Genomic DNA, 25,961 nt, shown 5'->3' with positions numbered 1-25,961 from the left:
CCAACGAACAGGAGTAGCACCATGTGTCGCTGGGCGGCCTATTATGGCAAACAGATTTTCTTAGAGGATGTGATCGCGCGTCCGGCGCACTCTTTGATCGCGCAAAGCGTCGGGGCTTCGGAATGCAAGACCACAACAAACGGCGATGGCTTTGGCGTGGCCTGGTATGATGCGCGCTCTGAACCGGGGCTGTTTCGCGATGTGTCACCTGCCTGGTCAGATCCAAATCTCAGATCGGTGGCGCGGCATGTGCGCTCGCATCTGTTTTTATCCCATGTGCGCGCCTCTACCGGATCCTGCATCAGTCGCACCAACTGTCATCCTTTCGTGGCGCGCAATTGGTCGTTCATGCACAATGGGCAGGTCGGTGGATTTGAAAAGTTCCGCAAGGCCGCTGACATGGCGATCACAGACGAGCTTTACCAATTCCGTCGTGGCAGTACCGATTCTGAGGTGCTTTTCTTGTTGGCCTTGGGATTTGGTTTGGACGACGATCCAAAACAGGCCATTCAAATGGCGGTCGGGCATATGGAAACCCAAAGCCGCAAAACCGGGGTCACGCCGCACATGCGTCTTTCCGCGGCTTTCAGCGACGGTGAAACACTCTATGCGGTGCGCTATTCCAGCGATCATATTGCGCCATCTGTCTATTATCGCTTCAGCGAAAATCGCGCGGGGTGGGCTGTGGTTTCTGAACCTTTGGAACGAAACGAAGCGGGTTGGAAAGCGCTTGAACCCGGTCATTTCCTGACGATTTCGAAATCTGGGGCAACAGAGACTGGGTTTGCCCCGATGGCGGCCTGAAACCCCAAGCGAATCGTACGTTTCGCGGCCTGAAACGTACAAATTGTACAAATAACGCAAAATAAACACCGCGTGCGCAGCGCTAGCAACGGATCTTGCCAGACCCCGAACTAGGTTCGGCCCTTAGGCATTTTGGGCAAACCAGCTTCGGAGGCGGCCTTGTAAATAAGACCAAAGGGCAGGGGCGCCTTTGGCCACTTTCCAACCGACGCGATCTTCGAGCTGTTGGCGCGACACATTGTATTCGATCCAACTGCCACCACCTGTTTCAAGGTTGGCGATTACCGGTTGAACCCGATCGATCGATTTTGCAAATACCGCATCATCACTTTCAGCCGCCTCAAATTCTTCCCAAAGCGCGCGCAATTCAATGCGTTGATCCGTTGGTAAAATCCCAAATATCCGGTCGGCCGCCGCCTGCTCGATCATTGCCATTTTAGCTGTGTCATGGTCGCCGTGAATTGGTTTGTCGCCGGCATCAATCTCGACAAGGTCATGAATTAAAATCATTTTTAGGACACGATCCATCCGCATTGGGCGATCAGCATGTTCTCCAAGGATCAGCGCATACATGGCAATATGCCAACTATGCTCTCCAGAGTTTTCACGCCGCGATGCATCACACAAAGTGGTCGCGCGCAAAACTGATTTCAGCTTGTCCATCTCTGCAAGAAAATCAATTCGGGCCTGAAAATCTTTTTCGGGCGCGGTATCAGACCAGCCCAAAAGTCGCGTGGCATAAGAATGAACTTCTGGAAATTCCTGACGCAAAACAGAGGCACGACCAGTTTCCAAATTGTTCATGACAACGTCAATATGAGCGTCAGGACGATCTGGATTGAACAAGGTCATAAAGATCGGTTGTGACCAATCTAAATACTTGGCGAATTTGGCCGACGGTGTTTCCGCAGCCTCAAATTCTGTCCATATCGCTAAAAGGTCATGGGCTTGATCATTAGGCAGCAGCCCAAAAATACGTTTGGCAGCCACCAGCTCTTTTTCAGCCACGGCGGCCCAATCAGTCTGTACGTCGATGGGATGATCGCCAACATCAATCTCGACTAAATCATGCAACAGCAGCATGCGTATAGACAGGAAAATATCAACATTTTCAGCAGCATACGGTGACAAGATTAATGCATATAGTGCTAGGTGCCAGGAATGCTCGGCCGAATTCTCGACGCGTGATCCATCGGTAATCTGCGTTGATCGCTCAACGGTTTTCAATCTGTCAATTTCGGTTAGAAAGGCAAGTTGCTGCTCTAATCGGTCGGCGCTCACCGCGCGCGCGCCGCTTTTTCGGCAGCATCCAGTTTGCTTTCCAGCAGTGTTCTAGCGCGTACTTCGGCGTCATACACCCGCACGGCAGTCATAAAGGCCTCGTGTAATGTTGACGAAGATGCTTCGAGAACCGCGGCAATTTCCTGAACAATATTCAGATCATTGGTTTCCTTTTGGACGGCCAACACGTCTTTTGCCAGTTTTTCGCCAAGGTTCTCGACATAACTCATTTAGATAACTCTCTGAATTAACGTGTGTTTTCGGTCAGGCGGCGTTTCACATAACCAGTGACGTCATCAATCATCGTGTCCATATGTGGCTCTTCAAAGAAATGCCCCGCACCCTGAATTTCATTGTGGGTGATGGTGATGCCTTTTTGCTCGTGCAATTTGTTCACCAATGCTGTCGTATCAGACGGAGGTGCAACCCGGTCAGCGGTGCCATTGATCATCAAGCCAGAGGATGGGCAAGGTGCCAAAAAGCTAAAGTCGTACATATTGGCCGGCGGAGAAACACTAATGAATCCAGTGATTTCCGGGCGACGCATCAACAATTGCATGCCGATCCACGCGCCAAAACTAAAGCCGGCAACCCAGCAATGTTTTGAATTTGTGTTCATGGATTGCAGGTAATCAAGCGCGCTGGCGGCGTCACTTAGCTCGCCAATACCTTGGTCATATTCACCCTGACTGCGCCCTACGCCACGGAAGTTAAACCGCAATACGGTGAAGCCCATGTTGTAAAAGGCATAGTGCAGATTATAGACAACCTTATTGTTCATCGTCCCGCCAAATTGCGGATGCGGATGCAAAACAATTGCAATCGGTGCATCCCGGTCTTTTTGTGGGTGATAACGGCCTTCCAAACGGCCTTCGGGTCCTGGAAAAATGACCTCGGGCATATGCGTCCCTGTCTCCTTCATCTTAGGCGCGAAGAATTCTTGACGAATTTGCTTGGCTACCTTAGAACGGTTCTAATTGTTATATCCGGATAGTGTTCCGGCTACGCTGTTAGCGATCTAAGCATTGTCAGGCCTCAGGTCAATCAATTCGCGTAAGGAGCGTCTCTGATGAAACTATCTACAAAAGGCCGCTACGCGGTGGTCGCTCTGGCTGACATTGCCCTGCAAGATACTGATAAGCTTGTTACTTTGTCCGAAGTGTCCCAACGTCAAGATATATCTTTGGCCTATCTGGAACAGTTGTTTGTAAAACTTCGTCGTGCCGGATTAGTTGACTCTGTGCGGGGGCCCGGCGGTGGATACAAGCTGTCGCGCCCAATGGCAGAGATTCGAGTGCTTAATATTTTGACGGCTGTGGATGAAACCGTTTCCGCGCTGCACACCGGGGCCGGTGCTTCTGGGGCGCAAAGTGGGTCGCGCGCACAATCGGTCACCAACAGGTTGTGGGAAGGGCTGTCTGCCCATGTTTATGTGTTTCTGCATCAGACCCGTTTGTCTGATGTGATTGAAAACGGACTCGCGCCATGCCCGGCAGTGCCTTCGCTGTTTTCAGTGGTGGATGACTGCGCATGAGGGTCTATTTGGACCATAACGCCACAACACCGCTGCGCCCTGAGGCCAAGCGTGCGATGGTTGAAGCTTTTGAAGTTTCGGGCAATCCGTCGTCTGTGCATGCCGAAGGCCGCGCCGCCAAATCCTTGCTAGAAAAGGCGCGTCAAGATATTGCCACATCCTTTGGGGCTGATGGTGCAGAAGTTGTCTTTACATCAAGCGCCACCGAAGCCGCGGCTTTGGCCTTACAAGGTCGTGACCTGCATGGGTCGAACATTGAACATGATGCGGTAAGCTCTTGGATTAAAAGTGATATTTCTACTTCGCGCGATGGGGAAGTGTCTGTTAAGGATCCCGCCAAATCCTGTCTTCAGCTTGCCAATTCCGAAACCGGTATTCTACAGAGCCTACCTAACGGTCTGGCGGTATCTGATATGACCCAGGCCTTTGGAAAGCTGCCTGTGGCCTTTAACTGGCTTGGGGCAGACATCGCTTTGATCTCGGCGCACAAACTGGGCGGCCCCAAAGGGATCGGCGCATTGGTGATGCGACGCGGTATTGATTTGACGGCGCAAATGCGCGGTGGTGGTCAAGAAATGGGGCGGCGTGCCGGGACTGAGAACATCATTGGCGCGGCCGGGTTTGCCGCCGCGGCCAAAGCTGCAGTACAAGATTTAGAAACCGGTGTTTGGAAACGTGTTGAAAAACTGCGTGATCTGCTGGAAACCACCCTTGCAAATGCTGATTCAGAGACAATCTTTGTTGGCAAGGATGCAAAGCGGCTGCCAAACACTTCTTGCATTGCAACTCCGGGCTGGAAAGGCGAAACGCAAGTGATGCAAATGGACTTGGCGGGATATGCAATTTCGGCTGGGTCTGCCTGTTCGTCAGGCAAAGTGAAAAGCAGCAAGGTCCTTGCTGCTATGGGTTACGACGCCATCACAGCGTCAAGCGCGATAAGGGTCAGTCTTGGCCCTGAAACAACAGAACAGGACGTTTTGGGATTTGCCGCTAAATGGCTGTCTCAAAAAGAAAAATTCCGCGCCCGAGCGGCGTGACTAAAGGAGACGCAGATGGCCACTTTGGAACATGCAGACGTCAAAGAAGGCGTTGATCAGGAAACTGTCGACGCCGTTCGCGAAGTCGGTGGCAAGTATAAATACGGTTGGGAAACCGATATCGAGATGGAATATGCCCCAAAAGGGCTGAACGAAGATATCGTGCGTTTGATTTCGGACAAAAACGACGAACCCGAATGGATGACCGAATGGCGCCTGGAAGCCTATAAGCGCTGGCTGACCAAAGTCGAACCTGATTGGGCCATGGTGGATTATCCCGAAATCGATTTCCAGGACCAGTATTACTATGCGCGTCCAAAATCGATGGAAGTCAAACCCAAGTCCCTGGATGAAGTTGACCCTAAGCTTTTGGAAACATACAAAAAACTTGGAATTCCACTGAAAGAACAGATGATTTTGGCCGGCGTTGAAGGCGCGGAAAACATGCCCGCCGAAGGCCGCAAAGTTGCGGTTGATGCGGTGTTTGACTCGGTGTCCGTCGGAACAACTTTTCAGGCTGAATTGAAAAAAGCCGGCGTGATTTTCTGCTCTATCTCAGAGGCGATCAAAGATCATCCAGAGCTGGTCAAAAAATACCTTGGCACTGTGGTTCCTGTTTCTGACAACTATTATGCCACGCTAAACTCTGCTGTATTTTCCGATGGGTCCTTTGTGTACATCCCGCCGGGCGTGCGTTGCCCGATGGAACTGTCGACCTATTTCCGCATCAACGCAGAAAACACTGGTCAGTTTGAGCGCACATTGATCATCGCCGATAAAGGCAGTTATGTCAGCTATTTAGAAGGTTGCACTGCACCGGCTCGTGACATTGCACAGCTGCATGCGGCTGTGGTTGAGATCATCATCGAAGAAGACGCCGAAGTGAAATATTCGACGGTTCAGAACTGGTATCCCGGGGATGAAAACGGCAAAGGCGGCATCTATAACTTTGTGACCAAACGAGCAGACTGCCGTGGCGACCGTGCCAAGGTAATGTGGACACAGGTTGAAACCGGGTCCGCTGTGACTTGGAAATACCCATCCTGCATTTTGCGCGGGGATGACAGCCAAGGCGAGTTTTACTCGATCGCAATTGCTAACAATCATCAGCAGGCCGACACCGGCACAAAGATGATCCACCTCGGCAAAAACACCAAATCGCGCATCGTGTCCAAGGGCATTTCTGCAGGCGTGGCCCAAAATACCTATCGTGGGTTGGTGTCGATGCACCCGAAAGCCAAGAACTCTCGCAACTACACCCAATGTGACAGTTTGCTGATCGGCGATAAATGCGGGGCGCACACCGTGCCTTATATCGAGGTCAAAAATAACTCTTCACGCGTCGAACACGAAGCAACGACATCGAAAGTGGATGACGAGCAAATGTTCTATTGCCGCCAGCGTGGCATGGGAGAGGAAGAGGCAGTCGCATTGATTGTGAACGGGTTTGCCAAAGAAGTGTTGCAGGCCTTGCCAATGGAATTTGCCATGGAAGCGCAGCAATTGGTTGCGATCAGCCTAGAAGGCTCGGTTGGCTAATGGGTGAATTACAACAGCTTATGCAGGCCTCTTTAGGAGTTGGTGTTGGCATTACGGTCGGCACAGCCATTGGTCTTGGATTTCGCAAACGCAGTGGCAAGACCGAAGGCTTGATTGGCGGATCGGTTTTTGTAACCGCTGCCGCCTGTGGTGCCTTGGCCATGGGCGCGATGATGTTGTTCAAATGGATTGGGAGCTAAACAGATGATTATCACAACCACCAATTCGGTCGAAGGCCGTCCAATCGCTGACTATCGCGGTATTGTTGTGGGTGAAGCCATCATGGGTGCCAATGTGGTGCGCGATGTATTTGCATCCATCACCGATATCGTAGGCGGGCGCTCTGGTGCGTATGAAAGCAAGCTACAAGATGCGCGGGACACGGCCTTGCGCGAATTGGAAGAGCGGGCACAATCCAAAGGGGCGGATGCCGTTGTTGGGGTTGATTTGGATTATGAGGTTGTCGGCAATTCGATGTTGATGGTTTCGGCCTCTGGCACTGCCGTGGTCCTAAAATGATGTGGCGTGCTGCTCTTATGGCTGCCGGTACGACGGGTGGTTTTTGCGCGGCATTTGCCTTGGTTATCAGCAACATCGCTCCGATGTTGTCAAATTCACAAATTCTGGCGACCAGCTTCGTCAGCGGGTTTCTTGGGTCACTGGTTGCCCAGGTTCTGATTAGAAAATGAACCGCCAGCGCGAGGCGGATGAGGAATATATAATGTTGGAAATCAAAGGCCTGAAGGTCAAACTTGAAGACGAAGACAAGCAAATCCTAAAAGGCGTCGATCTCAAGGTCGAAGCGGGCAAAGTGCATGCCATCATGGGGCCAAATGGCTCTGGAAAATCCACATTGTCTTACGTTCTGTCTGGCCGTGACGGATATGAAGTCACCGAAGGCGAAGCCAGCCTGAACGGAGAGGATCTGCTGGTCCTAGAGGCCGAAGAACGCGCTGCACTAGGGCTTTTCCTGGCGTTCCAATACCCGGTCGAAATCCCCGGTGTTGGCAACATGACCTTCCTGCGCACCGCAGTAAACGCCCAACGTAAGGCGCGCGGCGAAGACGAAATGAGCGCAACCGAGTTCCTCAAAGAAATTCGAGCCAAAGCCAAGTCGCTTAAAATTGACGCAGACATGCTGAAACGCCCGGTCAACGTTGGGTTCTCTGGAGGCGAGAAAAAGCGCAACGAAATCCTGCAAATGGCAATGCTGGAACCCAAGATGTGCATTCTGGACGAAACCGATTCAGGTTTGGATGTTGATGCCATGAAACTGGTGTCCGAAGGCGTGAACGCGCTGCGCGATGAGGGACGTGGCTTTTTGGTGATCACACACTATCAACGCCTGCTTGATCACATCAAACCCGACGTTGTGCACATCATGGCAGCTGGCCGCATTGTGAAAACCGGCGGTCCGGAACTGGCCTTGGAAGTTGAAAAGAACGGATATGCCGACATTCTGGCGGAGATCGCATAATGAGCGCGTTGCAAGCAAAACAAAGCGCAACAGCGGCCATTTTGGATGGTGTAACTCCGCCATCGGGAGCTGGCTGGATGGAACAAGTGCGACGCGCTGCGCTGGCCCGGGTTTTGCAAGATGGATTGCCCTCGCGCCGCGATGAATATTGGAAATACACCCGTCCTGAAAGCCTGACGGCCAAAGACGCCTTACCTGCCGAGCCGTTTGACCACGACGAAGCACCGGTTTTTGACAGTGTTGATCGGCTGAAAGTTGTCTTTGTTGACGGTGTGTTTGACGCCGATGCCTCAGACGCTCTAGAGGGCGAGGGGCTGACTATTGAACGTCTGGCAGATGTGGCTACGGCCGACATCCACTGGGCCAAAGATCTCTATGGTGTGCTAGAAGCCAAGGGCCAAACCCCTGTTCAGCGCCCCTTGGCGGCTTTTAATACCGCTATGGCCACCGATGGTGTTGTGATCCGCGCAACCGGCGTTGTATCGCGGCCGGTTAACCTTATTTACAGACACGAAAACGAATTTTCGGACGCAATGCTGCACCATGTCGTAAAAGTCGAAGAAGGTGCCAAATTCACTTTGTTGGAAAACGGCCCAGCTGCGGCGCGTTTGAATAAGGTGCTTGAAGTCGATGTTGCTGACGATGCTGAATTTCACCACGTTCGAGCCCAGGGACGCGACCACCAACGTCGGGCGGCGACCCATATTTTTGGGCAGCTTGCAACGAAAAGCGTTTTCAAGTCTTTCACGGTCACCGTGAATGGTGTTTTGACACGCAACGAATGCGTTTTGGAATTGACCGGAGACGACGCAATTGCGCATGTGGCCGGGGCCTGTGTTGGCGATGGTGATTTTCATCATGATGACACGGTTTTTGTGACACATGATGCGCAGCGTTGTGAAAGCCGCCAGGTGTTTAAAAAGGTGCTGCGCAATGGTGCGACCGGTGTCTTTCAGGGCAAAATCTTGGTCAAACCTGATGCTCAGAATACGGATGGCTATCAAATCAGTCAGTCATTGTTGTTGGATGGTGACAGCCAGTTTCTAGCCAAACCGGAACTTGAAATCTATGCCGATGACGTTGCCTGTTCACATGGGTCGACCTCTGGCGCGATTGACGAAGAAGGCCTGTTTTATCTGCGCGCACGTGGTGTTCCCAAATCGATTGCGACCGATCTTTTGACCCTGGCGTTTTTGGCCGAAGCGGTTGAAGAAATCGAAGCAGAAGATCTGGCCGCAGAAATCCTGGCACGGCTTGAAGGCTGGTTGGAACGGCGCCGCGACTGATGTCTATCGTACGCGACATTCTGGCCACTTATCGTGGTCCCAGATCGGTCTTTGCGCGCCGCTTTAACACCGCGCCGCGCGAAGACCGGGCACTTGCCTTGATCATGGCCGCCTGTGGGGTGATCTTTGTGGCCCAATGGCCCAAAGTGGCCCGCGAAGCGCATTTTACTGGACAAGAGTTGAACCCACTGATGGGTGGGCAGCTTTTGCTCTGGGTTTTTATCATGCCGCTTTTTTTCTATGTTATCAGTATCTTGGTGCAAATTGTGATGCGATTTATGTCCATCGGTATTTCTGGCTATGCCAGTCGTGGGGCGTTGTTCTGGGCTTTGCTGTCGATCACGCCAATCGCCTTGTTTCGTGGCCTGATCGGTGGGTTTATCGGGGCTGGACCGGTCTATGACGCGATTGGATTGATCAGCTTTACTTGCTTTTTCTGGTTTTGGTATTCTGGCCTGGCCCAAGCGCGAAAGTTTGCGGCATGATGATGTTTTTGCGACACCTTGCCGTGCAGACGGTTTTTGAACCCGACGCTGCGGCACGTCGGGTATTGTCGTTGAATTTGACGGCCGGGCAGGGGGCCATGGCCCTTGCTTTGGCGTCGATCTTAAATGGCATCACCTTATATGTGGCAACGGCACTAGATCCCGAAGCAGCAAATCTTATGTTGCTGGCAGGTGTTTCACCAGTTGTGCTGTCTGCCTTATTTTTCCTTGTGATTGGGCTTTCAGCGGGCTTTCTGACCTTTGCAAGCAAAGCGGTTGGCGGCCAGGCAGAGTTTCAATCTCTGCTGAGCCTATTGGCATGGCTGCAATTTTTGCGGGTTGCCCTGCAAATATTCGGAATAGTCGCTTCGCTTCTATCCTCTGGCTTGGCAGCTCTAATGACGTTTTTGGCTGGCCTATATGGCCTTTGGATTTTGGTGCAATTCATCAAAGTCGCCAATAATTTTGACACCGCTGGCAAAGCCTTGGCCATCATGGGGCTTTCTGTGCTTGGCTTAATGGTCTCGTTTTTCTTTCTTCTCACGCTGATCGGCGTGCCGACAACAGGATAACCGCATGTACGATGTTCACAAAATCCGCAGCGATTTTCCAATTCTTTCTAGGGAAGTGAATGGTAAGCCCCTGGTTTACCTTGATAATGGTGCTTCTGCGCAAAAACCTAAAGTTGTGATTGACGCCATCACACGCGCCTATTCCCAGGAATATGCCAATGTTCACCGTGGTCTGCATTTTCTGTCAAATCTCGCAACCGATCGCTACGAAGCTGTGCGCGGCACCATCGCCAAATTTCTGGGTGCATCAGACGAAAACGAAATTATTTTGAATTCAGGCACCACCGAAGGCATCAATACGGTCGCCTATGGATGGGCGATGCAACAGCTCAAAGCCGGCGACGAAATCATCCTGTCCGTGATGGAACATCACGCCAATATTGTCCCTTGGCATTTCCTGCGCGAACGCCAAGGCATTGTATTGAAATGGGTGGACGTCGACGGGCAGGGGAATCTAGACCCGCAAGCGGTGATCGATGCCATTGGACCAAAAACGAAATTGATCGCAATTACCCAATGTTCCAATGTGTTAGGCACCATGGTGGATGTGAAAACCATCACACAAGAGGCCCATGAACGTGGTGTGGCAGTGCTTGTGGATGGCTCGCAAGGTGCCGTACATGCGCCTGTGGATGTGCAGGATATCGGCTGTGATTTTTACGCGATCACCGGCCACAAGCTTTACGGGCCGTCGGGATCAGGCGCGATCTATATCAAAAAAGAACGTATGGCCGAAATGCGCCCCTTTATGGGCGGCGGCGATATGATCAAGGAAGTGTCCAAGGACAGCGTGGTCTATAACGATCCGCCGATGATGTTTGAGGCCGGAACGCCCGGCATTGTACAGACCATAGGATTTGGCACCGCATTAGAATACCTGATGGAGATCGGCATGGAAAATGTCGCTGCCCACGAGGCCCAGCTGCGCGATTATGCCATCGCAAAATTTCAAGGTTTGAACTGGTTGAACATACAGGGGCAAGCCCCTGGAAAAGCAGCAATTTTCAGCATGACATTGCAGGGCGCTGCCCATGCGCATGACATTTCAACCATTTTGGACAAGCGCGGCGTTGCCGTGCGCGCGGGGCATCATTGCGCGGGGCCATTGATGGATCACCTTGGGCTAAGCGCCACATGTCGCGCCTCGTTTGCGATGTATAACACCACCGAAGAAATTGACATATTGGTGGATGCGCTTGAATTGGCGCATGAATTACTGGCGTAACACGCAAAGATCGCTGCCCGTTGTTTTCTGTCTTGCGGCCACGCAAGCGGTAGGTATAACGGGCAGCAGGCACCCGTAGCTCAGCTGGATAGAGCGCTGCCCTCCGAAGGCAGAGGCCATAGGTTCGAATCCTATCGGGTGCACCATTTTTCATAGATTTAACTGTAAGAAGCGCTTGCTGCGCCTGCGATGCTAACGTTCTGTTAATTGTACAAATTGTACGTTTCAAGCGTCGAAACGTACGATTCGCCACGACACAATGGCCTGGATGCCCCGTGCAAATGGGAAGTTCTTGGCCAAGTAAAACCGGTAAGACCACCGGAACAAAAGTCATGAGAAAACAAAAATGGCACCCCAAAGGTGCCATTCAGAAAGTACAAACTTAGGAGGGTGCCTTAGCGGCCCCAGACGCGCACCGGGCCGCAATCTACATGCACAAAATTGGACCGAGAGTATCGTCCAACACCGCCAGCCCGGCAGGCGGTTGCGGCTTTGGCCATCTGCCCAACTGACCGAGAGGCCAGACGAAGGTCTGCGGCTTGGCCTTTCATGTGCAGCGAATTTTTCGCAACAGCGCGTGACCGGCTGCGCAGCATATTGTTGGTCTGCGGGCTGCGGTAACCGGATAGCAACATAAAGGGTTCGTTTACATCCAACAGACGGTGTGACGCGGCCATGATGTCAATGGTGCGGAAATCGATTTGTTTGACGCCACTGGTGCGCCAGTCCCGCATGAACTGATTGATTTCCTTCATGGCGTCTTTGATGTAGTCGCCTTCGATCCAATAAATCGTGTCAATGCTTTCACCGGTGCGACCAGAGAACATCCGCAGTCTGCGAATATCGCCGCCGCCCCTAAGGAAACCAGCTGCTTTAGAAAATGTCGGTGCTGCTACCAGGGTGGTGGCCGCGAATGCGCCCAACACGCTGCGTCGCGTGATGCTCAGAGAGCCCTCAATCGTCATGTTAATTGCGCCTGTCCCGCCGCCTTTTTCTTGCCCCACGCTGCCACGCGGTTACAAAAGTTATCCCCAGATATGGAGACGTTATGGCACAAGTCGATTCGTACACCAAGGAGAGATTTCGTTTGTTTTCAGCCTTCAAGGGTTTTGAGCAGATTTTTGCTTAAAGTCGAAATGGTGTATCTTTCCCGCAGCAAATCGCGACTGTGCCGCACCACTTGGCAAAAGAGTAGACAAGTCGAGAAAAAGTGAATGGACATTCCTGGTTGTCTCAATGAGAGAATGAAGCACTATAGTTATGTCTGATCGAGGTTATGAATGATGGCGTTTTTCCGCATACGGTCCAAACAAGTTGCCCTAAAGTGGCTTTCGGTGGCTGCAATATGTTGTGGAGCGACACTTGCCAATGCACAAGTGACAGCGTTCAAGCAGGCTGTTGCTGAATCTGCGTCGCGTGATGCCGACATTTCAGCCTTTTATCGCCAAGCGGGATACGAGCCTATTTGGACCGGCAAAGGCAACAAATATAGAGAGCGGCGCAAGGCGCTTTTCAAGGCTTTGAACTCGGCTTCAGAACATGGTTTGTCAGCAGGTCGTTACCGTTCTGAAGCGCTTAAAGCAGAGCTTGCGGGTGCAAAAACCAGTCGTGCTTTGGGCGTCGCTGAGGTGACGCTTTCGAAGGCATTTTTGAAATATGCCCGCGATATTCAGACCGGAATGCTGGTGCCAAGTCGCATCGACAGTGGAATCGTTCGTAAGATTCCCTATCGTGATCGGCAGCAATATTTAGCGAATTTTTCCAAAAGTTCACCGTCGCGCTATTTGAAAAGTCTGGCACCGAACACGCCGGAATATGCCCGGTTGATGAAAGAGAAGCTGCGTCTGGAAAAATTGCTGGGCAAAGGCGGCTTTGGCGAGAAGGTCGCTGCGAAATCGTTGAAACCCGGTGACAGCGGGGCCTCTGTTGCCCAATTGCGCAATCGGCTTATCAAAATGGGTTTTCTGCGCCGCAGCTCATCCAGTACATTTGATTCAAATATTCAGAAAGCCGTTCAGCAATTTCAGCTCGCCCATGGCCTAAGCGCTGATGGCGTGGCCGGCAAAGGCACCATCAAAGAACTGAACCAATCGGTTGAACATCGGTTACAGTCAGTTTTGGTTGCCATGGAGCGCGAGCGCTGGACAAACAATGCCCGCGGCAAACGCCATGTTTTGGTGAATCTGACAGACTTTACCGCCAAAATCATCGACAATGGCAAAGTGACTTTCAAAACACGCACGGTTGTCGGGGCAGCAAAATCTGACCGCAAAAGCCCGGAATTCTCGGATGTGATGGAACACATGGTCATTAACCCGACCTGGAATGTGCCGCGTTCTATCGCCACCAAAGAATACCTGCCGATGTTGCAGAAAAATCCGAATGCTGTCAGCCACCTTCGTTTGATTGATCGTTCGGGCCGCACTGTATCGCGAGAAAACGCGGACTTTACGCAATATACCAAAGCGAATTTTCCCTTTGATATCAAACAGCCGCCAAGCAAACGCAATGCATTGGGCCTAGTGAAATTCATGTTCCCCAACCGTCACAATATTTATTTGCACGACACGCCGGCCAAAAACCTGTTCTCGCGTGAAGTGCGCGCCTATAGCCACGGCTGCATTCGTCTGCACCAACCTTTTGAATTTGCCTATGCCTTGCTTGCAAAACAAGAAAGCCAGCCAAAAGCGTTCTTTCATAACACCCTGAAGGGCGGGCGTGAAAAACAGGTTGATCTGGAAAAAGACGTGCCGGTTCATATTATTTACCGCACCGCTTTCACCAATGCCAAAGGTCCGATGCAGTACCGCCGCGACATCTATGGGCGTGACGCAAAGATCTGGAAAGCTCTTGCGAATGAAGGGGTGGCTTTACGGGCTATTCGGGGCTAAATACTCCCTGCAATTCAGGGGGCCACATGACCTATACCGTTCGTGAAATCGCTTTGGCTCTGGGGGCGAATGCCTTTGGAGCCGATGATCTTTTGCTAGATCGTGTCGCAGAGCCAATCGATGCTGGGCCAAATGATTTGGCGTTGGCACTTAGTCCTAAATACGCAGATGACGTTATCGGCAGCGATGCACGTGTGGCGATGCTTTGGGATGGGGCCGACTGGCAGGCCATGGGGCTGGAGGCTGCGATCATCGTGCCCGGAGCGCGTTTTGCAATGGCGGGGCTGACGGCAAAGTTTGATCTGGGGCAGGGCTATTGCGAAGGCATTCACCCAAGTGCGATCATTCACCCGGACGCCCAATTGGGGGAAAACGTCAGTGTGGGGCCTTTGGCGATTGTCGAAAGTGGAGTCAAAATTGGTGATCATTCGGTGATCGGCCCTCAGTGTTATGTTGGGACCGATGCAACAATAGGTCAAAACGCGTTTTTGCGTGACAATGTGACCATTGCCGCCCGTGTGACCATTGGGGAAAACTTTTGGTGTCAACCAGGTGCCCGCATCGGCGGAGATGGCTTTTCTTATGCCACCGTAGAAAAAAGCAACGCAGAAGAAGCCCGCAAGTCATTGGGCAAATCTGTTGGTACGCGTGAACAAAGCTGGGAACGCATTCACAGTTTGGGTGCGGTGACCATCGGCGACAACGTCGAAGTGGGCGCTAATGCCACCATTGACCGGGGCACTATTCGCGACACACGTATTGGCAATGGCGTTAAGATCGACAACTTGGTGATGGTGGCCCACAACGTCACCGTTGGCGACAACACGTTGCTTTGTGGATTGACCGGTATAGCTGGGTCGTCAGAAATTGGCAGCAATGTTGTGCTGGCGGGCCAGACAGGCGTTGGAGACAATCTGAAGATTGGCGACAACGTGATCACTGGCGGTGGCACCAAGTTGTTGTCCAATGTGCCGGCTGGTCGGATGATGCTGGGCAACCCGGCCACGAAGATGGAAAATCAGGTTGAATCCTATAAGAGCCTAAGACGATTGCCCAAATTCATGAAGGATATGGCGGCTTTGAAGAAAGCTGTTTCAAAACTCACTCCAAATGACTAAATCACAGGCAAATTCTGTTGAAAGGAATACAGCATGAGCGTCAAAGACCAAGTCATTGCGATTATCGCTGAGCAGGCGGTTCTGGAAACGTCGGATGTAACGTTGGAAAGCACGTTGGAAGATCTGGGCATCGACAGCCTTGGATTGGTGGAGAGCATTTTCGCAATTGAAGAAGCATTTGACATCACTGTGCCGTTTAATGCCAATGAACCAACCGAAAGCGACTTTGATATCTCAAGCGTCGCGACAATCATTGCAGGCATCGAGAAATTGGTGGCAGATCAGGCCTAGGCTTTGATCTTAAACTCGCCGGAAAGAAGACCTCTATGAAACGTGTGGTAATTACTGGCGCAGGCACCATCAATGCATTGGGCCAAAACGTTAACGACACCCTGGCTGCGATGCGCGAGGGCAAAAGCGGCATTACCGAATTGCAGATGCGCGACGTTGATCGTCTGGCGATCAAGATCGGTGGACAGGTGCATGGGTTTGAAACCGAAGGTCTGTTCAATCGTCAGCAAATGGCGCTGTATGACCGGTTCACGCAGTTCACATTGGTGGCCGCACGCGAAGCTGTTGCGCAATCAGGCTTGACGTTTTCGGGTGAATTGGCCGCGAAATCCGGCGTTGTGCTTGGCACCTCTGGTGGCGGCATGCAGACCTTGGATGAAAATTACCGCACGGTCTATGAAGATGGCAAAAACCGGGTGCACCCGTTTGTGGTGCCTAAGCTGATGAACAATGCGGCGGCCAGCCATGTGTCGATGGAATTCAACCTAAAAGGCCCGAGCTTTACGGTGGCGACGGCCTGCGCCAGTTCCAACCACGCGATGAGCCAAGCTTTTCAAATGGTGCGCAGCGGCATGTCACCGGTGATGGTCACTGGCGGGTCAGAATCCATGCTGTGCTTTGGCGGCGTAAAGGCCTGGGAAGGTCTGCGCGTGATGTCCAAAGACGGCTGTCGACCGTTTTCAGCCAATCGCAATGGCATGGTGCAGGGCGAAGGCTCTGGCGTTTTTGTTTTCGAGGAATACGAACATGCCAAAACGCGTGGCGCGGAAATTCTGGCCGAGGTTGCTGGTTTTGCCATGAGCTCTGATGCCAGTGACATTGTGATGCCTTCGAAACAGGGGGCGGCGCGTGCCATTGCAGGAGCCTTGCAGGATGCCAAGATTGCGCCGCAAGACGTGGGCTATATCAACGCGCATGGCACCGGAACAACCGCGAATGACAAAACCGAATGTGCCGCGGTTGCTGATGTGTTTGGTCCGCATGCGGATAAGTTGATGATCAGCTCTACAAAATCCATGCACGGGCATTTGATCGGTGGCACCGGCGCTGTCGAGCTGTTGGCCTGTATTATGGCCCTAAAGGACGGGGTGATTGCCCCTACCATCAATTACGAAGAGCCTGACCCTGAGTGTGCTTTGGATGTTGTGCCAAACGAAGCACGCGAGGCCAAGGTCAGCGTGGCTTTGTCAAATGCCTTTGCCTTTGGTGGGCTGAACGCCGTTTTGGCATTAAGGGCGGTCTAAGGCCAATTGACCTTAGAGACCCGTCTTTTTTTTGGGTCAGTGCTGGGTCACTGGGCTGTGACGGTCTCGTGTGACTTGGTGAAACCAGCCAATGACATCGTCAATTCCACTTTCTGATCCGGTGCCAAGGCTGGGATAATTGTGACAACTGCGTTTGCGCCGTTGCGAAAGCTATTGATGTCAGCTTCGGCCAGACCAATGCGTGAAATGCAGCCTGATGTTGTGCAGAAGGCAAAGGGATAGCGGCGCGCGGGTCCACCATCGACAGAAATTGTCATTTGCTGCGTCAGCAAGGTTTCAAGCGGTGCCATAATCGAACCGCCAAAGGTGATATCCCCAGCGTTGGTGATTGGAAACAACGTCACATCCACAACCGGTTGCCCGGTGTTGTCATTCAATACCTGATTCATGCGGCAGCTTTTTGCGGTGTCTTGCACAACACAGCTGACTTTCCAGTCACCAATCACTTCGGTTTCAACCTGTGGTGCTGGCGCTTCTGGCGGCACTGTCTCGCCTGTCGAAAGGCCCGGCACAGTGGGTTGTGCCTCTTGCGCGCTGGTGACCCCAGCAAGGCCCACCAATAGGCAGCTGGCGATTAATGTGTTGATTTTGAGCATGTTGCCCTCGGCTTTTAAGTTGTTTGATTTGGCTTAGCATGCCGCAGAGGTGCTGTCAGGTCGCAAAACTGTGGGCAGTAATCGATATGCAAGAATTCGCCCAAAGCAATGACGGGTTAACGCGATTGGTTTATAATTTTAGAGACCTGAAAACGGTTTTATGAATAAAAAAAGGGGCCGACGGCCCCTTTTAATCTTACTCCCCGTCGGACTGGCCGACTTATTCATTGCCGAGGACGCTAATAAGAAAAGCAATGTGCGTCAACGAAAATGTCATAAAAAGACTAAGAAAGTGAACGACACCCTATTAACACTAAGAAAAGGCGGGAAAAAATGACGGATACCGTGCTTTTTTTCGCGGGGCATTGGCATGCTTGCGCGAAGCATTTAACCTGAATGACAAACTGCCATCGGCGCATGACGTCAGGCGTGGACCAAGAAATGAGGTGATCTTTGGAAAATTCCATTTTCCTGGGTGGGGGTGGTGAAAACTATGCCACCCAGCAATTCCTAAATCTGAAATACGCCAACCGTCACGGATTGATAGCAGGGGCCACGGGCACCGGTAAAACCGTCACATTACAGATTTTGGCCGAGGGGTTTTCCAAGGCAGGCGTGCCGGTGTTCATGGCGGATGTGAAAGGCGATCTGTCCGGCTTGGCAATGCCCGGTAGCACTGCTTTCAAACTGCATGATGCGTTCACAAGCCGCGCTGAAAAAATCGGCTTTGGCGATTATTCTTATGACTCTTTCCCCGTTACATTCTGGGATCTGTTTGGTGAACAGGGCCATCCCGTGCGGGCGACGGTTTCGGAAATGGGGCCGTTGTTGATCAGCCGTTTGCTGGAGCTCAGCGAAGCCCAAGAAGGCATTTTGAACATCGCCTTTCGCCTCGCTGACGAAGAAGCGTTGCCCTTGCTGGATCTGAAAGACCTGCAGGCGCTGCTGGTTTGGTTGGGCGAAAATCGCAAAGACCTGTCGCTGCGTTACGGCAATATTTCTGTGCAATCGGTTGGGGCCATCCAACGCCGTTTGATGGTATTGGAAAACCAAGGGGCCAGCGATTTCTTTGGCGAGCCAGCGCTGGAGCTTGGCGACCTGATGCGGTTGGATGGGTCGGGCAGGGGCATGGTGAACATATTGGCCGCAGATAAGCTGATGTCTTCACCACGTCTTTATGCGACTTTTCTGTTGTGGTTGTTGTCTGAACTGTTTGAAGAACTGCCAGAGGTGGGGGATCCGGACAAACCCAAGCTGGTGTTCTTTTTTGACGAAGCGCATTTGCTGTTTGAAGATGCGCCAAAGGCTTTGGTTGATAAGGTTGAACAGGTGGCGCGATTGATCCGCTCCAAAGGGGTAGGTGTGTATTTCATCACCCAGAATCCAGCAGATGTGCCCGAAGATATTTTGGGGCAGCTTGGCAATCGGGTGCAACATGCCTTGCGGGCGTTTACTGCGCGGGATCGCAAGAACCTGAAACTGGCCGCCGAGACCTATCGCGACAATCCACGGTTTTCGACCGAAGATGCCATTCGCGAGGTTGGTGTGGGGGAGGCCGTGACCTCTACCTTGTTGAAAAAAGGCATTCCCAGCGTGGTCGAACGGACTTTGATCAGGCCGCCATCGTCCAAGCTGGGGCCGATTACAAAGGCGGATCGTCAAGCCATTGTGGAAGCGTCGGATTTACGGTCAAAATACGAAACCACGCTGGATCGTAAATCCGCCTATGAAATTCTGCAAAACCGGGCCGCACAGGCCGCAGCCGAAGCTGAGGCGCTGGAAGAACGTGAAGAAGAGATGGCGATGGCAGAGCGGGAATATGCCTCGGCGCGGCGTTACAGTGGCGCACGGGTTGGGAGATCGACCAGCAAACGGGTCAGGCGGGGTTCATCACAAAGTTTTGGCACCCAAATGCGCAAGATGGTGGTCAAGGAATTGACCGGCACAACCGGGCGACGGCTTGTGCGCGGCTTGCTTGGGGGTCTGTTCAAAGGGCGTTGATTGGGGCTATACCAAAAGACCAAATTCCAAACCAAACCTTGGCAGACTAACTGCCGGATCAAAGAGCACAAGCATTATGACCAAGACCCTTTCCGTCGCAATCGCCCAGACGATTGCCGGTGAAATCAATGCGCAACAAAAGCAAGTCATGTCTGCTGTCGCCTTATTGGACGAAGGGGCGACGGTGCCCTTTGTGGCGCGGTATCGCAAAGAGGCGACGGGCGGCTTGGATGATACGCAATTGCGGACCCTGTCAGATCGGTTGGGCTATCTGCGCGAACTCGAGGACAGGCGCAGCACCATTTTGAAAAGCATCGACGAACAGGGCAAGCTGAGCGATGGGTTGAGAAAAAACATTCTGGCCGCAAGCACCAAATCCTCGCTTGAGGATTTGTACCTGCCTTATAAGCCCAAGCGCCGCACGCGGGCCGAAATCGCGCGCGAACATGGGTTGCAGCCGCTGGTCGAGCAGATTTTTGCAGATCGCAATGCGGACCCGGAAACTCTGGCGGTCGGGTATTTCTCGGAAAAGTTTCCCGATGCCAAAACCGTTTTGAACGGCGCGCGCGATATTGTGGCCGAGGGGCTGACAGAAAATGCGGTTCTGTTGGGCAAGTTGCGGACCTTTATGAAATCCAACGGGGTGCTGCGGTCTCGGGTGATCGCAGGCGAGGAAAACAACGGCGCGAAGTATTCAGATTATTTTGATCACACAGAGCAATGGGCCAAAGTACCCAGCCACCGCGCCTTGGCCATGATGCGGGCCAGCAACGAAAAAATCGTTAGTCTGGATATTGGCCCAGCTGATGAGGACGCGGTTGACCGGATCGAGGCTATGGTTGCATCGGTGTTTGACATCCGTGGCGGCGGTGCAGGTGATCTGTGGCTGCGTAAAGTGGCAAAATGGACCTGGCGCGTCAAGCTGAGCCTGACCATGATGTTGGACCTGATGGGCGAATTGCGGACAACTGCCCAAGACGAGGCCATTCGTGTTTTTGCCCGCAACCTCAAAGACTTGCTGCTTGCCGCTCCGGCGGGACCAAAGGCGGTTTTAGGGCTGGATCCGGGGATACGGACGGGGTGCAAGATTGCGGTTGTGGATGCCACCGGCAAGGTGCTGGACACCGATACGATTTACCTCTTTGAGCCGCGTCGTGATATTCAGGGGTCTATGGCGAGCCTTAGTCATTTGATAACCAAGCATAATGTGGCTTTGGTGGCGGTGGGCAATGGCACCGCGAGCCGCGAATCCGAGCGTTTGGTAGCGGATGTGATCGCGGGCGTCAAAGGTGCAAAACCCACCAAGGTTGTGGTGTCAGAGGCCGGGGCCTCGGTCTATTCGGCGTCAGAATTGGCGGCACGCGAATTCCCAGATCTGGATGTGTCGCTGCGCGGGGCGGTGTCGATTGCGCGGCGTTTGCAGGACCCATTGGCGGAATTGGTAAAGATCGAACCTAAGTCGATTGGCGTGGGGCAATATCAGCACGATGTGGACCAGTCGCGATTGGCCAAATCGCTGGAAGCCGTTGTCGAAGACGCGGTGAATGCTGTGGGTGTCGATCTCAACGTGGCCTCAGCCCCCTTGCTGGCACGCGTGTCAGGGTTGGGCCCAACTTTGGCGGAACTGATTGTATCGCACCGTGATAGCAACGGGGCTTTTGCAACCCGCAAAGACCTGATGAAAGTTGCGCGCATGGGGCAAAAAACCTTTGAACAATGCGCGGGTTTTCTGCGTATTCGCGATGGCAAAGAGCCGCTGGACGGCTCTGCGGTGCATCCAGAATCTTATGATGTTGCGCGCAAAATTGTGGCCGCCTGTGGGCGTGATATTCGCAGTCTGATGCAGGACCCAACCCCAATCAAACAGCTGGATGCGGATCAATTTGCCACTGAAAAGGTCGGGGCTTTGACAATTCGCGATATTTTCGCAGAACTTGAAAAACCCGGCCGTGATCCGCGGCCTGAATTCAAAACCGCGAGTTTTGCTGATGGCATCGAAAAGATCGGCGATTTGCGCCCTGGTATGCAGCTAGAGGGCACAGTAACCAACGTTGCGGCCTTTGGGGCATTTGTTGATGTGGGCGTGCATCAAGATGGCTTGGTGCATATTTCGCAATTGGCCGATCGCTTTGTCAAAGACCCGCATGAGGTCGTAAAGGCGGGCGACATCGTAAAGGTGCGGGTGACCGAAGTGGATGTGCCGCGCAAACGCATTGCGCTAAGCATGCGCAAGGACGCAGGCGTCGCGCCGGTAGAACGTAAGGACAACTCTGGCGGGCAGAACCCCGCGGCGCGCAGGTCAGGCAACACCGGCGGCGGTCGTCTCCAAGGGCAACGCCACAGCGCTAAACCAGCAGCCAAACCCGGCGCAAAACCAAGCACGCAATCGAGTACAGGCGCATTGGGTGACGCTTTGCTGAATGCGATGAAAAAGAAGTAACCTGGCAGAATTTGACGGGCAAGGGCGTGCAAATGCGCGCCCTTTGTATTTTCGACATCGGAAAATAGAAATCAAGAACAGTATTTAATCAGCTGAAATTGCACAGTTATTTGGATTCTCGAATGTTGTGTTCGGGATCGATTTACCTAGATCTCAAGTTTTTTCAAACGTTTCTAACTTGTGCACGCGGTATTAAATACTGCCCGCCTGTCCCAGAACATTCCTTTAAGTTCCACTTTATTCGCGCCATCCTTTTTCTGCATTCCAATTGTTGTGCTGCACTCTGCACGTCAATTTCAAATATAAAAAGTACTTTTAAATACGAAAGTAGAGTGCTAGCAATGAACACGCACCAATCGTGCCGACGATTCGGTTACGGCACCCATTTGGTGTTCACGACGAAGGAGGAGACTATGTCGTTAAATCTTGGCCCCGCAGGCCGTCTGATTGCTGCCGCCGCTTTGGCACTTGCGCCAATGGCTGCAAGCGCCGCAGATCACACATTCCGTTTGGCACATGTGACATCTGATAAAGAGCCGTTGCAGGCTGCGATGGAAGACTTTGTAAAGAACGTAGAGACCCGCACCCAAGGACGTGTTGGCATTCAGATTTTCCCGAACGCTCAATTGGGGTCAAACCCAGAAGTATTTGAACAGGTCCGTGCTGGGGCTCCGGTAATCACCATTTCTGACCCTGGCTATCTGAGCGACTTTGTGGCTGATTTTGGCGTGCTGGGCGGGCCATATCTGATGGATGATCCGCGTGATTTCCAGAAAATCGTCGATTCAGAGCTTTATACAGAGATGAAAGATCGGCTTCGCGCGGAATCTGGTCTGGAACTGCTTGCTCTGAACTGGTTGTTTGGGTCGCGCCATATGCTGTCAGACAAAGCCATTTCTAGCCCGGCTGATACAGCTGGCATGACGTTCCGCACCCCCCCAAACATCATGTGGGTCGAAACCTTTAACGCCATGGGCGCACGCCCAACCCAAGTTGCCTGGGGCGAAGTCTATTCCGCGCTCTCAGCTGGCGTGGTTGACGGGGCCGAGGCACCTTTGCCATCGATCTTTGGAGCCAAATTGCACGAGACCAAAAAGGTCATCTCGCTGACAGGCCATTTCAAGGGCTTTACTGGTTTGATGATCAACGCCGACGTTTTTGCTGCGCTGCCAGATGATGTTCAGGCCATCATGAACGAAGAAGCCATCAAGACCGGAGCCTTCATGACTGACTTGATGCTGAACAGTCAGGAAGAATGGATTTCAAAGCTGGAAGCCGAAGGCGTGACCTTTAACCGGGACGTTGATGTTGCGGCCTTTCAGGACGCCACAGCAGATGTGTACAGCAAGTTCCCAGATTGGTCCGACGGGCTTTACGGCAAAGTGCGCGCAATCCTTGACAATTAAAGTATAAATATGGCCCGGGCGCAGAGGCGCGCCCGGGCCTAGAGGGAGGAAACGTATGACGACGATGGGGCGATGGATTCGGCGGGCTGAAAATCTGATTTCATTTACAGCACTGGCGCTGCTAACCGGGTCGGTGCTTTGGGGCGTTTTGACGCGATATGTAACAGAACGGCCCGCAGTTTGGACAACCGAACTTTCGGGCATTCTGTTCACTTGGGTGGTTTTTATTGGGGCCATGACCGCCATGCGCGACGGGCGCCATATTCGGGTGACACTGCTTTTAGACATCCTGCCAGATGCTGCAAAAAAGACCCTTATGACGCTGGGCGATTTGATCGTCGCTGCGTTTCTTATTTACGTCACATACCTAAGCATTTTGATGATGGGCAAGGGGGCTTCGCGGCCTTCTCCGGTTCTCGATATTCCGTTTTCATACGTCTATCTTGCGACCGCCATTTGTTTTGCTGGCATGTCCCTGACATCGGTGCTGCGATTGACCGGCCTGATGGCGCAACCAGATCTTAATCAGGCGGAGGAAGTCTTATGACGCTGGCCCCAGTATTTATTCTATTGGCGGGCATCGGCATCGGAATCCCCGTGGCGCTTGCCATCGGGATCGCGGCGCTGTCGTTCTTTTTGATTTCGGGTGCCATGCCGCCGGAAATCTTTGTGCAGCGCATCGTTGCCGTGACCCATTCGTTTCCATTGTTGGCGGTGCCTTTGTTTGTCATGACAGGGGTGGTGATGAATTATGCAGGCATTACGTCGCGCATGATGAGTTTTGCCGAGGCCATGACAGGTCACTGGAAAGGTGGATTGGCGCAAGTTAACGTTCTGCTCTCCACGCTTTTGGGGGGTGTGTCAGGATCAGCCAACGCCGATGCGGCGATGCAATCCAAAGTGATGGTGCCGGAAATGACGCGGCGAGGCTATGATCCAGCCTTTTCAACTGCTGTCACAGCGTCGTCGTCGATTATTTCGGTGATCATTCCGCCAGGAATTGGCCTGATCCTATATGGCTTTATGGGGGACGTATCGATTGGCCGATTGTTTTTGGCTGGAATTGTTCCGGGTATCGTCATCTGTGCTGCCATGATGGGAGCGGTCGCTGTGCAATCGCGCCGACTGAATCTGCAACCTGCATTGGACAACCCAATGCCCTGGGCGGATCGTGGTCGGGCTTTTGTGGGTGCCTCGTTGGCTTTGATGGTGCCGATTGGGATTGTTTTGGGCATTCGATTGGGTTTTTTCACCCCGACAGAGGCCGGGGCTATGGCCGTGATGTTTGCCGCCATTGTTGGCATCATCTATGGCGAGTTAAAATTCAAACACATCCAGCCGATCCTTGAGCAAACCATGCAGGCCACTGCGGTGATCCTGTTTGTGATCTGCTCTGCAAATGCCTTTGGGTTTTACATGACCTGGGAACGCATTCCGACCATGTTGGCAGAGGCGATGCTGGCGCTGACCGAGAATCCCTTGCTTTTGTTGATACTGATCAACTTGCTGCTGATCATAGCCGGGATGTTCATCGAAGGCTCGGCGGCCTTGATTCTGTTAACCCCGATTTTGGTGCCGGTGATTACAACGGTTGGTATCGATCCTGTGCATTTTGGCATTGTTATGGTGTTCAATCTGACAGTGGCCGGTGTCACGCCGCCCTTGGGGACATTGATGTTCACAACCTGCTCGATCACAGGCGTTTCGATTGCCAAGTTTATCAAGGCTTCGGTGCCATTTTACATTGTGCTTTTCGGTATGCTGCTGATCCTGACCTATGTTCCACAGTTGTCGCTGTGGTTACCCAACCTACAATTCAAATGAGGCTTTCATGACTGTTTCAGAAGACGGCTGCGTGCGCTTAGAAATTCACGGTCCAGTTGGCGAAATCGTCCTGGATCGCCCTGGAAAGCACAATGCGCTGACCCCAGAAATGTATCAACAGATTGCAAGCCGCTGTGCACAAATCAATGAAACCAAAGCGGTGCATGTTGTGATCTTCAGGGGAGCCGGTGAGCGCGCCTTTTGCGCGGGTTCCGACATCAAGGCCTTAGAAGGCTATGAGGATTTCTGGGCTTGGCGCAATCGCGCCGACTATATCCCGCCGATCCTGTCCCTGCGCAAACCCGCCATAGCCGCGGTCAAGGGTTGGGCCTTGGGCGGTGGTCTGGAAATCGCGCTGGCCTGTGACCTGCGCGTGGTTGCGCGGTCAGCTGTGTTTTCAGCCCCCGAAGTTCAATTAGGATGGAACGGGGCAGGCGGCGCGGCGCAACATCTGACGCGTATGTGTGGATACGGGCAGGCGATGAAGATCCTGTTGACTGGGGACCGGTTTTCAGCAGACGATGCCGACCAGATCGGGATGGTGGAATATCTGGTTGACCCGGGCCAAGAGCTGACAAAAGCACGCGAAGTTGCCTTGCAAATTGCAGCGCATTCAACCGTTGCGACACAGTCGGTGAAAGCTGCGGTACGCGGTGCGATGGACCTAAGTGTCGCGCAGGGTCTGCGAAATGAAAATGATCTGATGTCGCTCTGTTTTGCAAAAGTCGAACAGGCAAAACTTCGGGCCGCAGACGCGCAGAAAAACCAATAATGACACCCATCAGGTCGCGCGCTTATCCCGAAAGCGCCGACGCGGGTCCAAATCAGGCCCCATCAAAATTGAATAGTGCTTAAGTCGTTGTCAGCAGTGCGTCTTGGTGTTCGCGCC

The 25,961-nt window shown here is 52.7% G+C and carries 26 protein-coding genes and 1 tRNA gene; 22 read left to right on the top strand and 5 right to left on the bottom strand.

Features of this window, described 5'->3' with window-relative positions:
• Window positions 1–21: 21 nt before the first annotated feature.
• Complete coding sequence (locus tag ABXG94_RS04365) at window positions 22–804, top strand: class II glutamine amidotransferase (RefSeq protein WP_353532539.1); 783 nt, start codon at window positions 22–24, stop codon at window positions 802–804.
• Between the two features lie 123 nt (window positions 805–927).
• On the opposite strand, the gene ABXG94_RS04360 is transcribed toward ABXG94_RS04365, so the two are convergent.
• The 3 genes from ABXG94_RS04360 to ABXG94_RS04350 are packed head-to-tail and all read right to left on the bottom strand — an operon-like array spanning window position 928 to window position 2,986.
• The gene (locus ABXG94_RS04360; protein WP_353532537.1) at window positions 928–2,085 is read right to left on the bottom strand and encodes an HD domain-containing protein; all 1,158 of its coding nucleotides are present in this window, start codon (window positions 2,083–2,085) and stop codon (window positions 928–930) included.
• A complete protein-coding gene (locus tag ABXG94_RS04355) occupies window positions 2,082–2,315 on the bottom strand; it encodes a hypothetical protein (protein WP_353532536.1) in 234 nt (77 codons plus the stop codon). The genes ABXG94_RS04360 and ABXG94_RS04355 overlap by 4 nt, the downstream gene beginning before the upstream one ends.
• A gap of 17 nt (window positions 2,316–2,332) precedes the next feature.
• On the bottom strand, window positions 2,333–2,986 hold the full coding sequence (locus ABXG94_RS04350) for an alpha/beta hydrolase (protein ID WP_353532535.1): 654 nt from the start codon (window positions 2,984–2,986) through the stop codon (window positions 2,333–2,335).
• A 168-nt stretch (window positions 2,987–3,154) separates the two neighbouring features.
• Here ABXG94_RS04350 and iscR point away from each other — a divergent pair, with 168 nt between their 5' ends.
• From iscR to ABXG94_RS04295, 11 genes are all read left to right on the top strand, one after another.
• Window positions 3,155–3,619 carry a Fe-S cluster assembly transcriptional regulator IscR gene (gene iscR, locus ABXG94_RS04345; RefSeq protein ID WP_353532534.1) on the top strand — a complete coding sequence of 155 codons (465 nt, stop codon included), beginning with the start codon at window positions 3,155–3,157 and terminating at the stop codon, window positions 3,617–3,619.
• Complete coding sequence (locus tag ABXG94_RS04340; protein WP_353532533.1) at window positions 3,616–4,656, top strand: cysteine desulfurase family protein; 1,041 nt, start codon at window positions 3,616–3,618, stop codon at window positions 4,654–4,656. Before iscR ends, ABXG94_RS04340 begins: the two co-directional genes overlap by 4 nt.
• Window positions 4,657–4,671: 15 nt before the next feature.
• Window positions 4,672–6,195 (top strand): Fe-S cluster assembly protein SufB, encoded by a 1,524-nt coding sequence (sufB, locus tag ABXG94_RS04335; protein ID WP_353532532.1) that lies wholly within the window; start codon window positions 4,672–4,674, stop codon window positions 6,193–6,195.
• The gene (locus ABXG94_RS04330; protein ID WP_353532531.1) at window positions 6,195–6,395 is read left to right on the top strand and encodes a hypothetical protein; all 201 of its coding nucleotides are present in this window, start codon (window positions 6,195–6,197) and stop codon (window positions 6,393–6,395) included. The genes sufB and ABXG94_RS04330 overlap by 1 nt, the downstream gene beginning before the upstream one ends.
• A gap of 4 nt (window positions 6,396–6,399) precedes the next feature.
• Window positions 6,400–6,714, top strand: coding sequence for a heavy metal-binding domain-containing protein (locus ABXG94_RS04325; RefSeq protein WP_353532530.1), 315 nt, complete (start codon window positions 6,400–6,402; stop codon window positions 6,712–6,714).
• A gap of 202 nt (window positions 6,715–6,916) precedes the next feature.
• Entirely contained in the window at window positions 6,917–7,672 is a 756-nt protein-coding gene (gene sufC / locus ABXG94_RS04320; protein WP_353532529.1) for a Fe-S cluster assembly ATPase SufC, read from the top strand.
• A complete protein-coding gene (locus ABXG94_RS04315; protein WP_353532527.1) occupies window positions 7,672–8,958 on the top strand; it encodes a SufB/SufD family protein in 1,287 nt (428 codons plus the stop codon). The genes sufC and ABXG94_RS04315 overlap by 1 nt, the downstream gene beginning before the upstream one ends.
• Window positions 8,958–9,443, top strand: coding sequence for a YIP1 family protein (locus tag ABXG94_RS04310; protein WP_353532526.1), 486 nt, complete (start codon window positions 8,958–8,960; stop codon window positions 9,441–9,443). The genes ABXG94_RS04315 and ABXG94_RS04310 overlap by 1 nt, the downstream gene beginning before the upstream one ends.
• Window positions 9,440–10,015, top strand: coding sequence for a YIP1 family protein (locus ABXG94_RS04305; protein ID WP_353532525.1), 576 nt, complete (start codon window positions 9,440–9,442; stop codon window positions 10,013–10,015). Before ABXG94_RS04310 ends, ABXG94_RS04305 begins: the two co-directional genes overlap by 4 nt.
• Window positions 10,016–10,019: 4 nt before the next feature.
• Window positions 10,020–11,240 (top strand): cysteine desulfurase, encoded by a 1,221-nt coding sequence (locus ABXG94_RS04300; RefSeq protein ID WP_353532523.1) that lies wholly within the window; start codon window positions 10,020–10,022, stop codon window positions 11,238–11,240.
• 69 nt (window positions 11,241–11,309) lie between these two features.
• A tRNA-Arg gene (locus ABXG94_RS04295) sits at window positions 11,310–11,386 on the top strand.
• A gap of 249 nt (window positions 11,387–11,635) precedes the next feature.
• Here ABXG94_RS04295 and mepK read toward each other — a convergent pair.
• Window positions 11,636–12,205 (bottom strand): peptidoglycan L,D-endopeptidase MepK, encoded by a 570-nt coding sequence (gene mepK / locus ABXG94_RS04290; RefSeq protein ID WP_353532522.1) that lies wholly within the window; start codon window positions 12,203–12,205, stop codon window positions 11,636–11,638.
• A 318-nt stretch (window positions 12,206–12,523) separates the two neighbouring features.
• Here mepK and ABXG94_RS04285 point away from each other — a divergent pair, with 318 nt between their 5' ends.
• Genes ABXG94_RS04285 through ABXG94_RS04270 form a run of 4 tightly spaced genes read left to right on the top strand, consistent with a single transcriptional unit; the run spans window position 12,524 to window position 16,784 of the window.
• Window positions 12,524–14,131: a L,D-transpeptidase family protein gene (locus tag ABXG94_RS04285; protein WP_353534002.1), complete on the top strand. Its 1,608-nt coding sequence runs from the start codon at window positions 12,524–12,526 to the stop codon at window positions 14,129–14,131.
• A 26-nt stretch (window positions 14,132–14,157) separates the two neighbouring features.
• Window positions 14,158–15,249, top strand: a complete 1,092-nt coding sequence (gene lpxD, locus ABXG94_RS04280) for a UDP-3-O-(3-hydroxymyristoyl)glucosamine N-acyltransferase (protein ID WP_353532521.1) — start codon at window positions 14,158–14,160, stop codon at window positions 15,247–15,249.
• 33 nt (window positions 15,250–15,282) lie between these two features.
• A complete protein-coding gene (locus ABXG94_RS04275; RefSeq protein WP_353532520.1) occupies window positions 15,283–15,540 on the top strand; it encodes an acyl carrier protein in 258 nt (85 codons plus the stop codon).
• A gap of 35 nt (window positions 15,541–15,575) precedes the next feature.
• Entirely contained in the window at window positions 15,576–16,784 is a 1,209-nt protein-coding gene (locus tag ABXG94_RS04270) for a beta-ketoacyl-[acyl-carrier-protein] synthase family protein (RefSeq protein ID WP_353532519.1), read from the top strand.
• Between the two features lie 47 nt (window positions 16,785–16,831).
• Here ABXG94_RS04270 and ABXG94_RS04265 read toward each other — a convergent pair whose 3' ends face one another.
• Window positions 16,832–17,401, bottom strand: coding sequence for an invasion associated locus B family protein (locus tag ABXG94_RS04265; protein WP_353532517.1), 570 nt, complete (start codon window positions 17,399–17,401; stop codon window positions 16,832–16,834).
• Window positions 17,402–17,854: 453 nt separating this feature from the next.
• Between ABXG94_RS04265 and ABXG94_RS04260 the strand changes: the two genes are divergently transcribed.
• The 6 genes from ABXG94_RS04260 (at window position 17,855) to ABXG94_RS04235 (ending at window position 25,844) form a co-directional block, all read left to right on the top strand.
• Entirely contained in the window at window positions 17,855–19,402 is a 1,548-nt protein-coding gene (locus ABXG94_RS04260) for a helicase HerA-like domain-containing protein (protein ID WP_353532515.1), read from the top strand.
• Between the two features lie 76 nt (window positions 19,403–19,478).
• Entirely contained in the window at window positions 19,479–21,842 is a 2,364-nt protein-coding gene (locus ABXG94_RS04255; protein ID WP_353532514.1) for a Tex family protein, read from the top strand.
• A gap of 413 nt (window positions 21,843–22,255) precedes the next feature.
• Complete coding sequence (locus ABXG94_RS04250; RefSeq protein ID WP_353532512.1) at window positions 22,256–23,248, top strand: C4-dicarboxylate TRAP transporter substrate-binding protein; 993 nt, start codon at window positions 22,256–22,258, stop codon at window positions 23,246–23,248.
• A 55-nt stretch (window positions 23,249–23,303) separates the two neighbouring features.
• Window positions 23,304–23,795, top strand: coding sequence for a TRAP transporter small permease (locus ABXG94_RS04245; RefSeq protein WP_353532510.1), 492 nt, complete (start codon window positions 23,304–23,306; stop codon window positions 23,793–23,795).
• The gene (locus tag ABXG94_RS04240; RefSeq protein ID WP_353532509.1) at window positions 23,792–25,072 is read left to right on the top strand and encodes a TRAP transporter large permease; all 1,281 of its coding nucleotides are present in this window, start codon (window positions 23,792–23,794) and stop codon (window positions 25,070–25,072) included. Before ABXG94_RS04245 ends, ABXG94_RS04240 begins: the two co-directional genes overlap by 4 nt.
• 7 nt (window positions 25,073–25,079) lie before the next feature.
• Window positions 25,080–25,844, top strand: coding sequence for an enoyl-CoA hydratase/isomerase family protein (locus tag ABXG94_RS04235; protein WP_353532508.1), 765 nt, complete (start codon window positions 25,080–25,082; stop codon window positions 25,842–25,844).
• The last annotated feature ends 117 nt before the right edge of the window (window positions 25,845–25,961 follow it).

This window comes from Cognatishimia sp. WU-CL00825 (assembly GCF_040364665.1).
Lineage (GTDB): Bacteria > Pseudomonadota > Alphaproteobacteria > Rhodobacterales > Rhodobacteraceae > Cognatishimia.
This window is presented reverse-complemented; position numbering and strand designations above follow the sequence as displayed.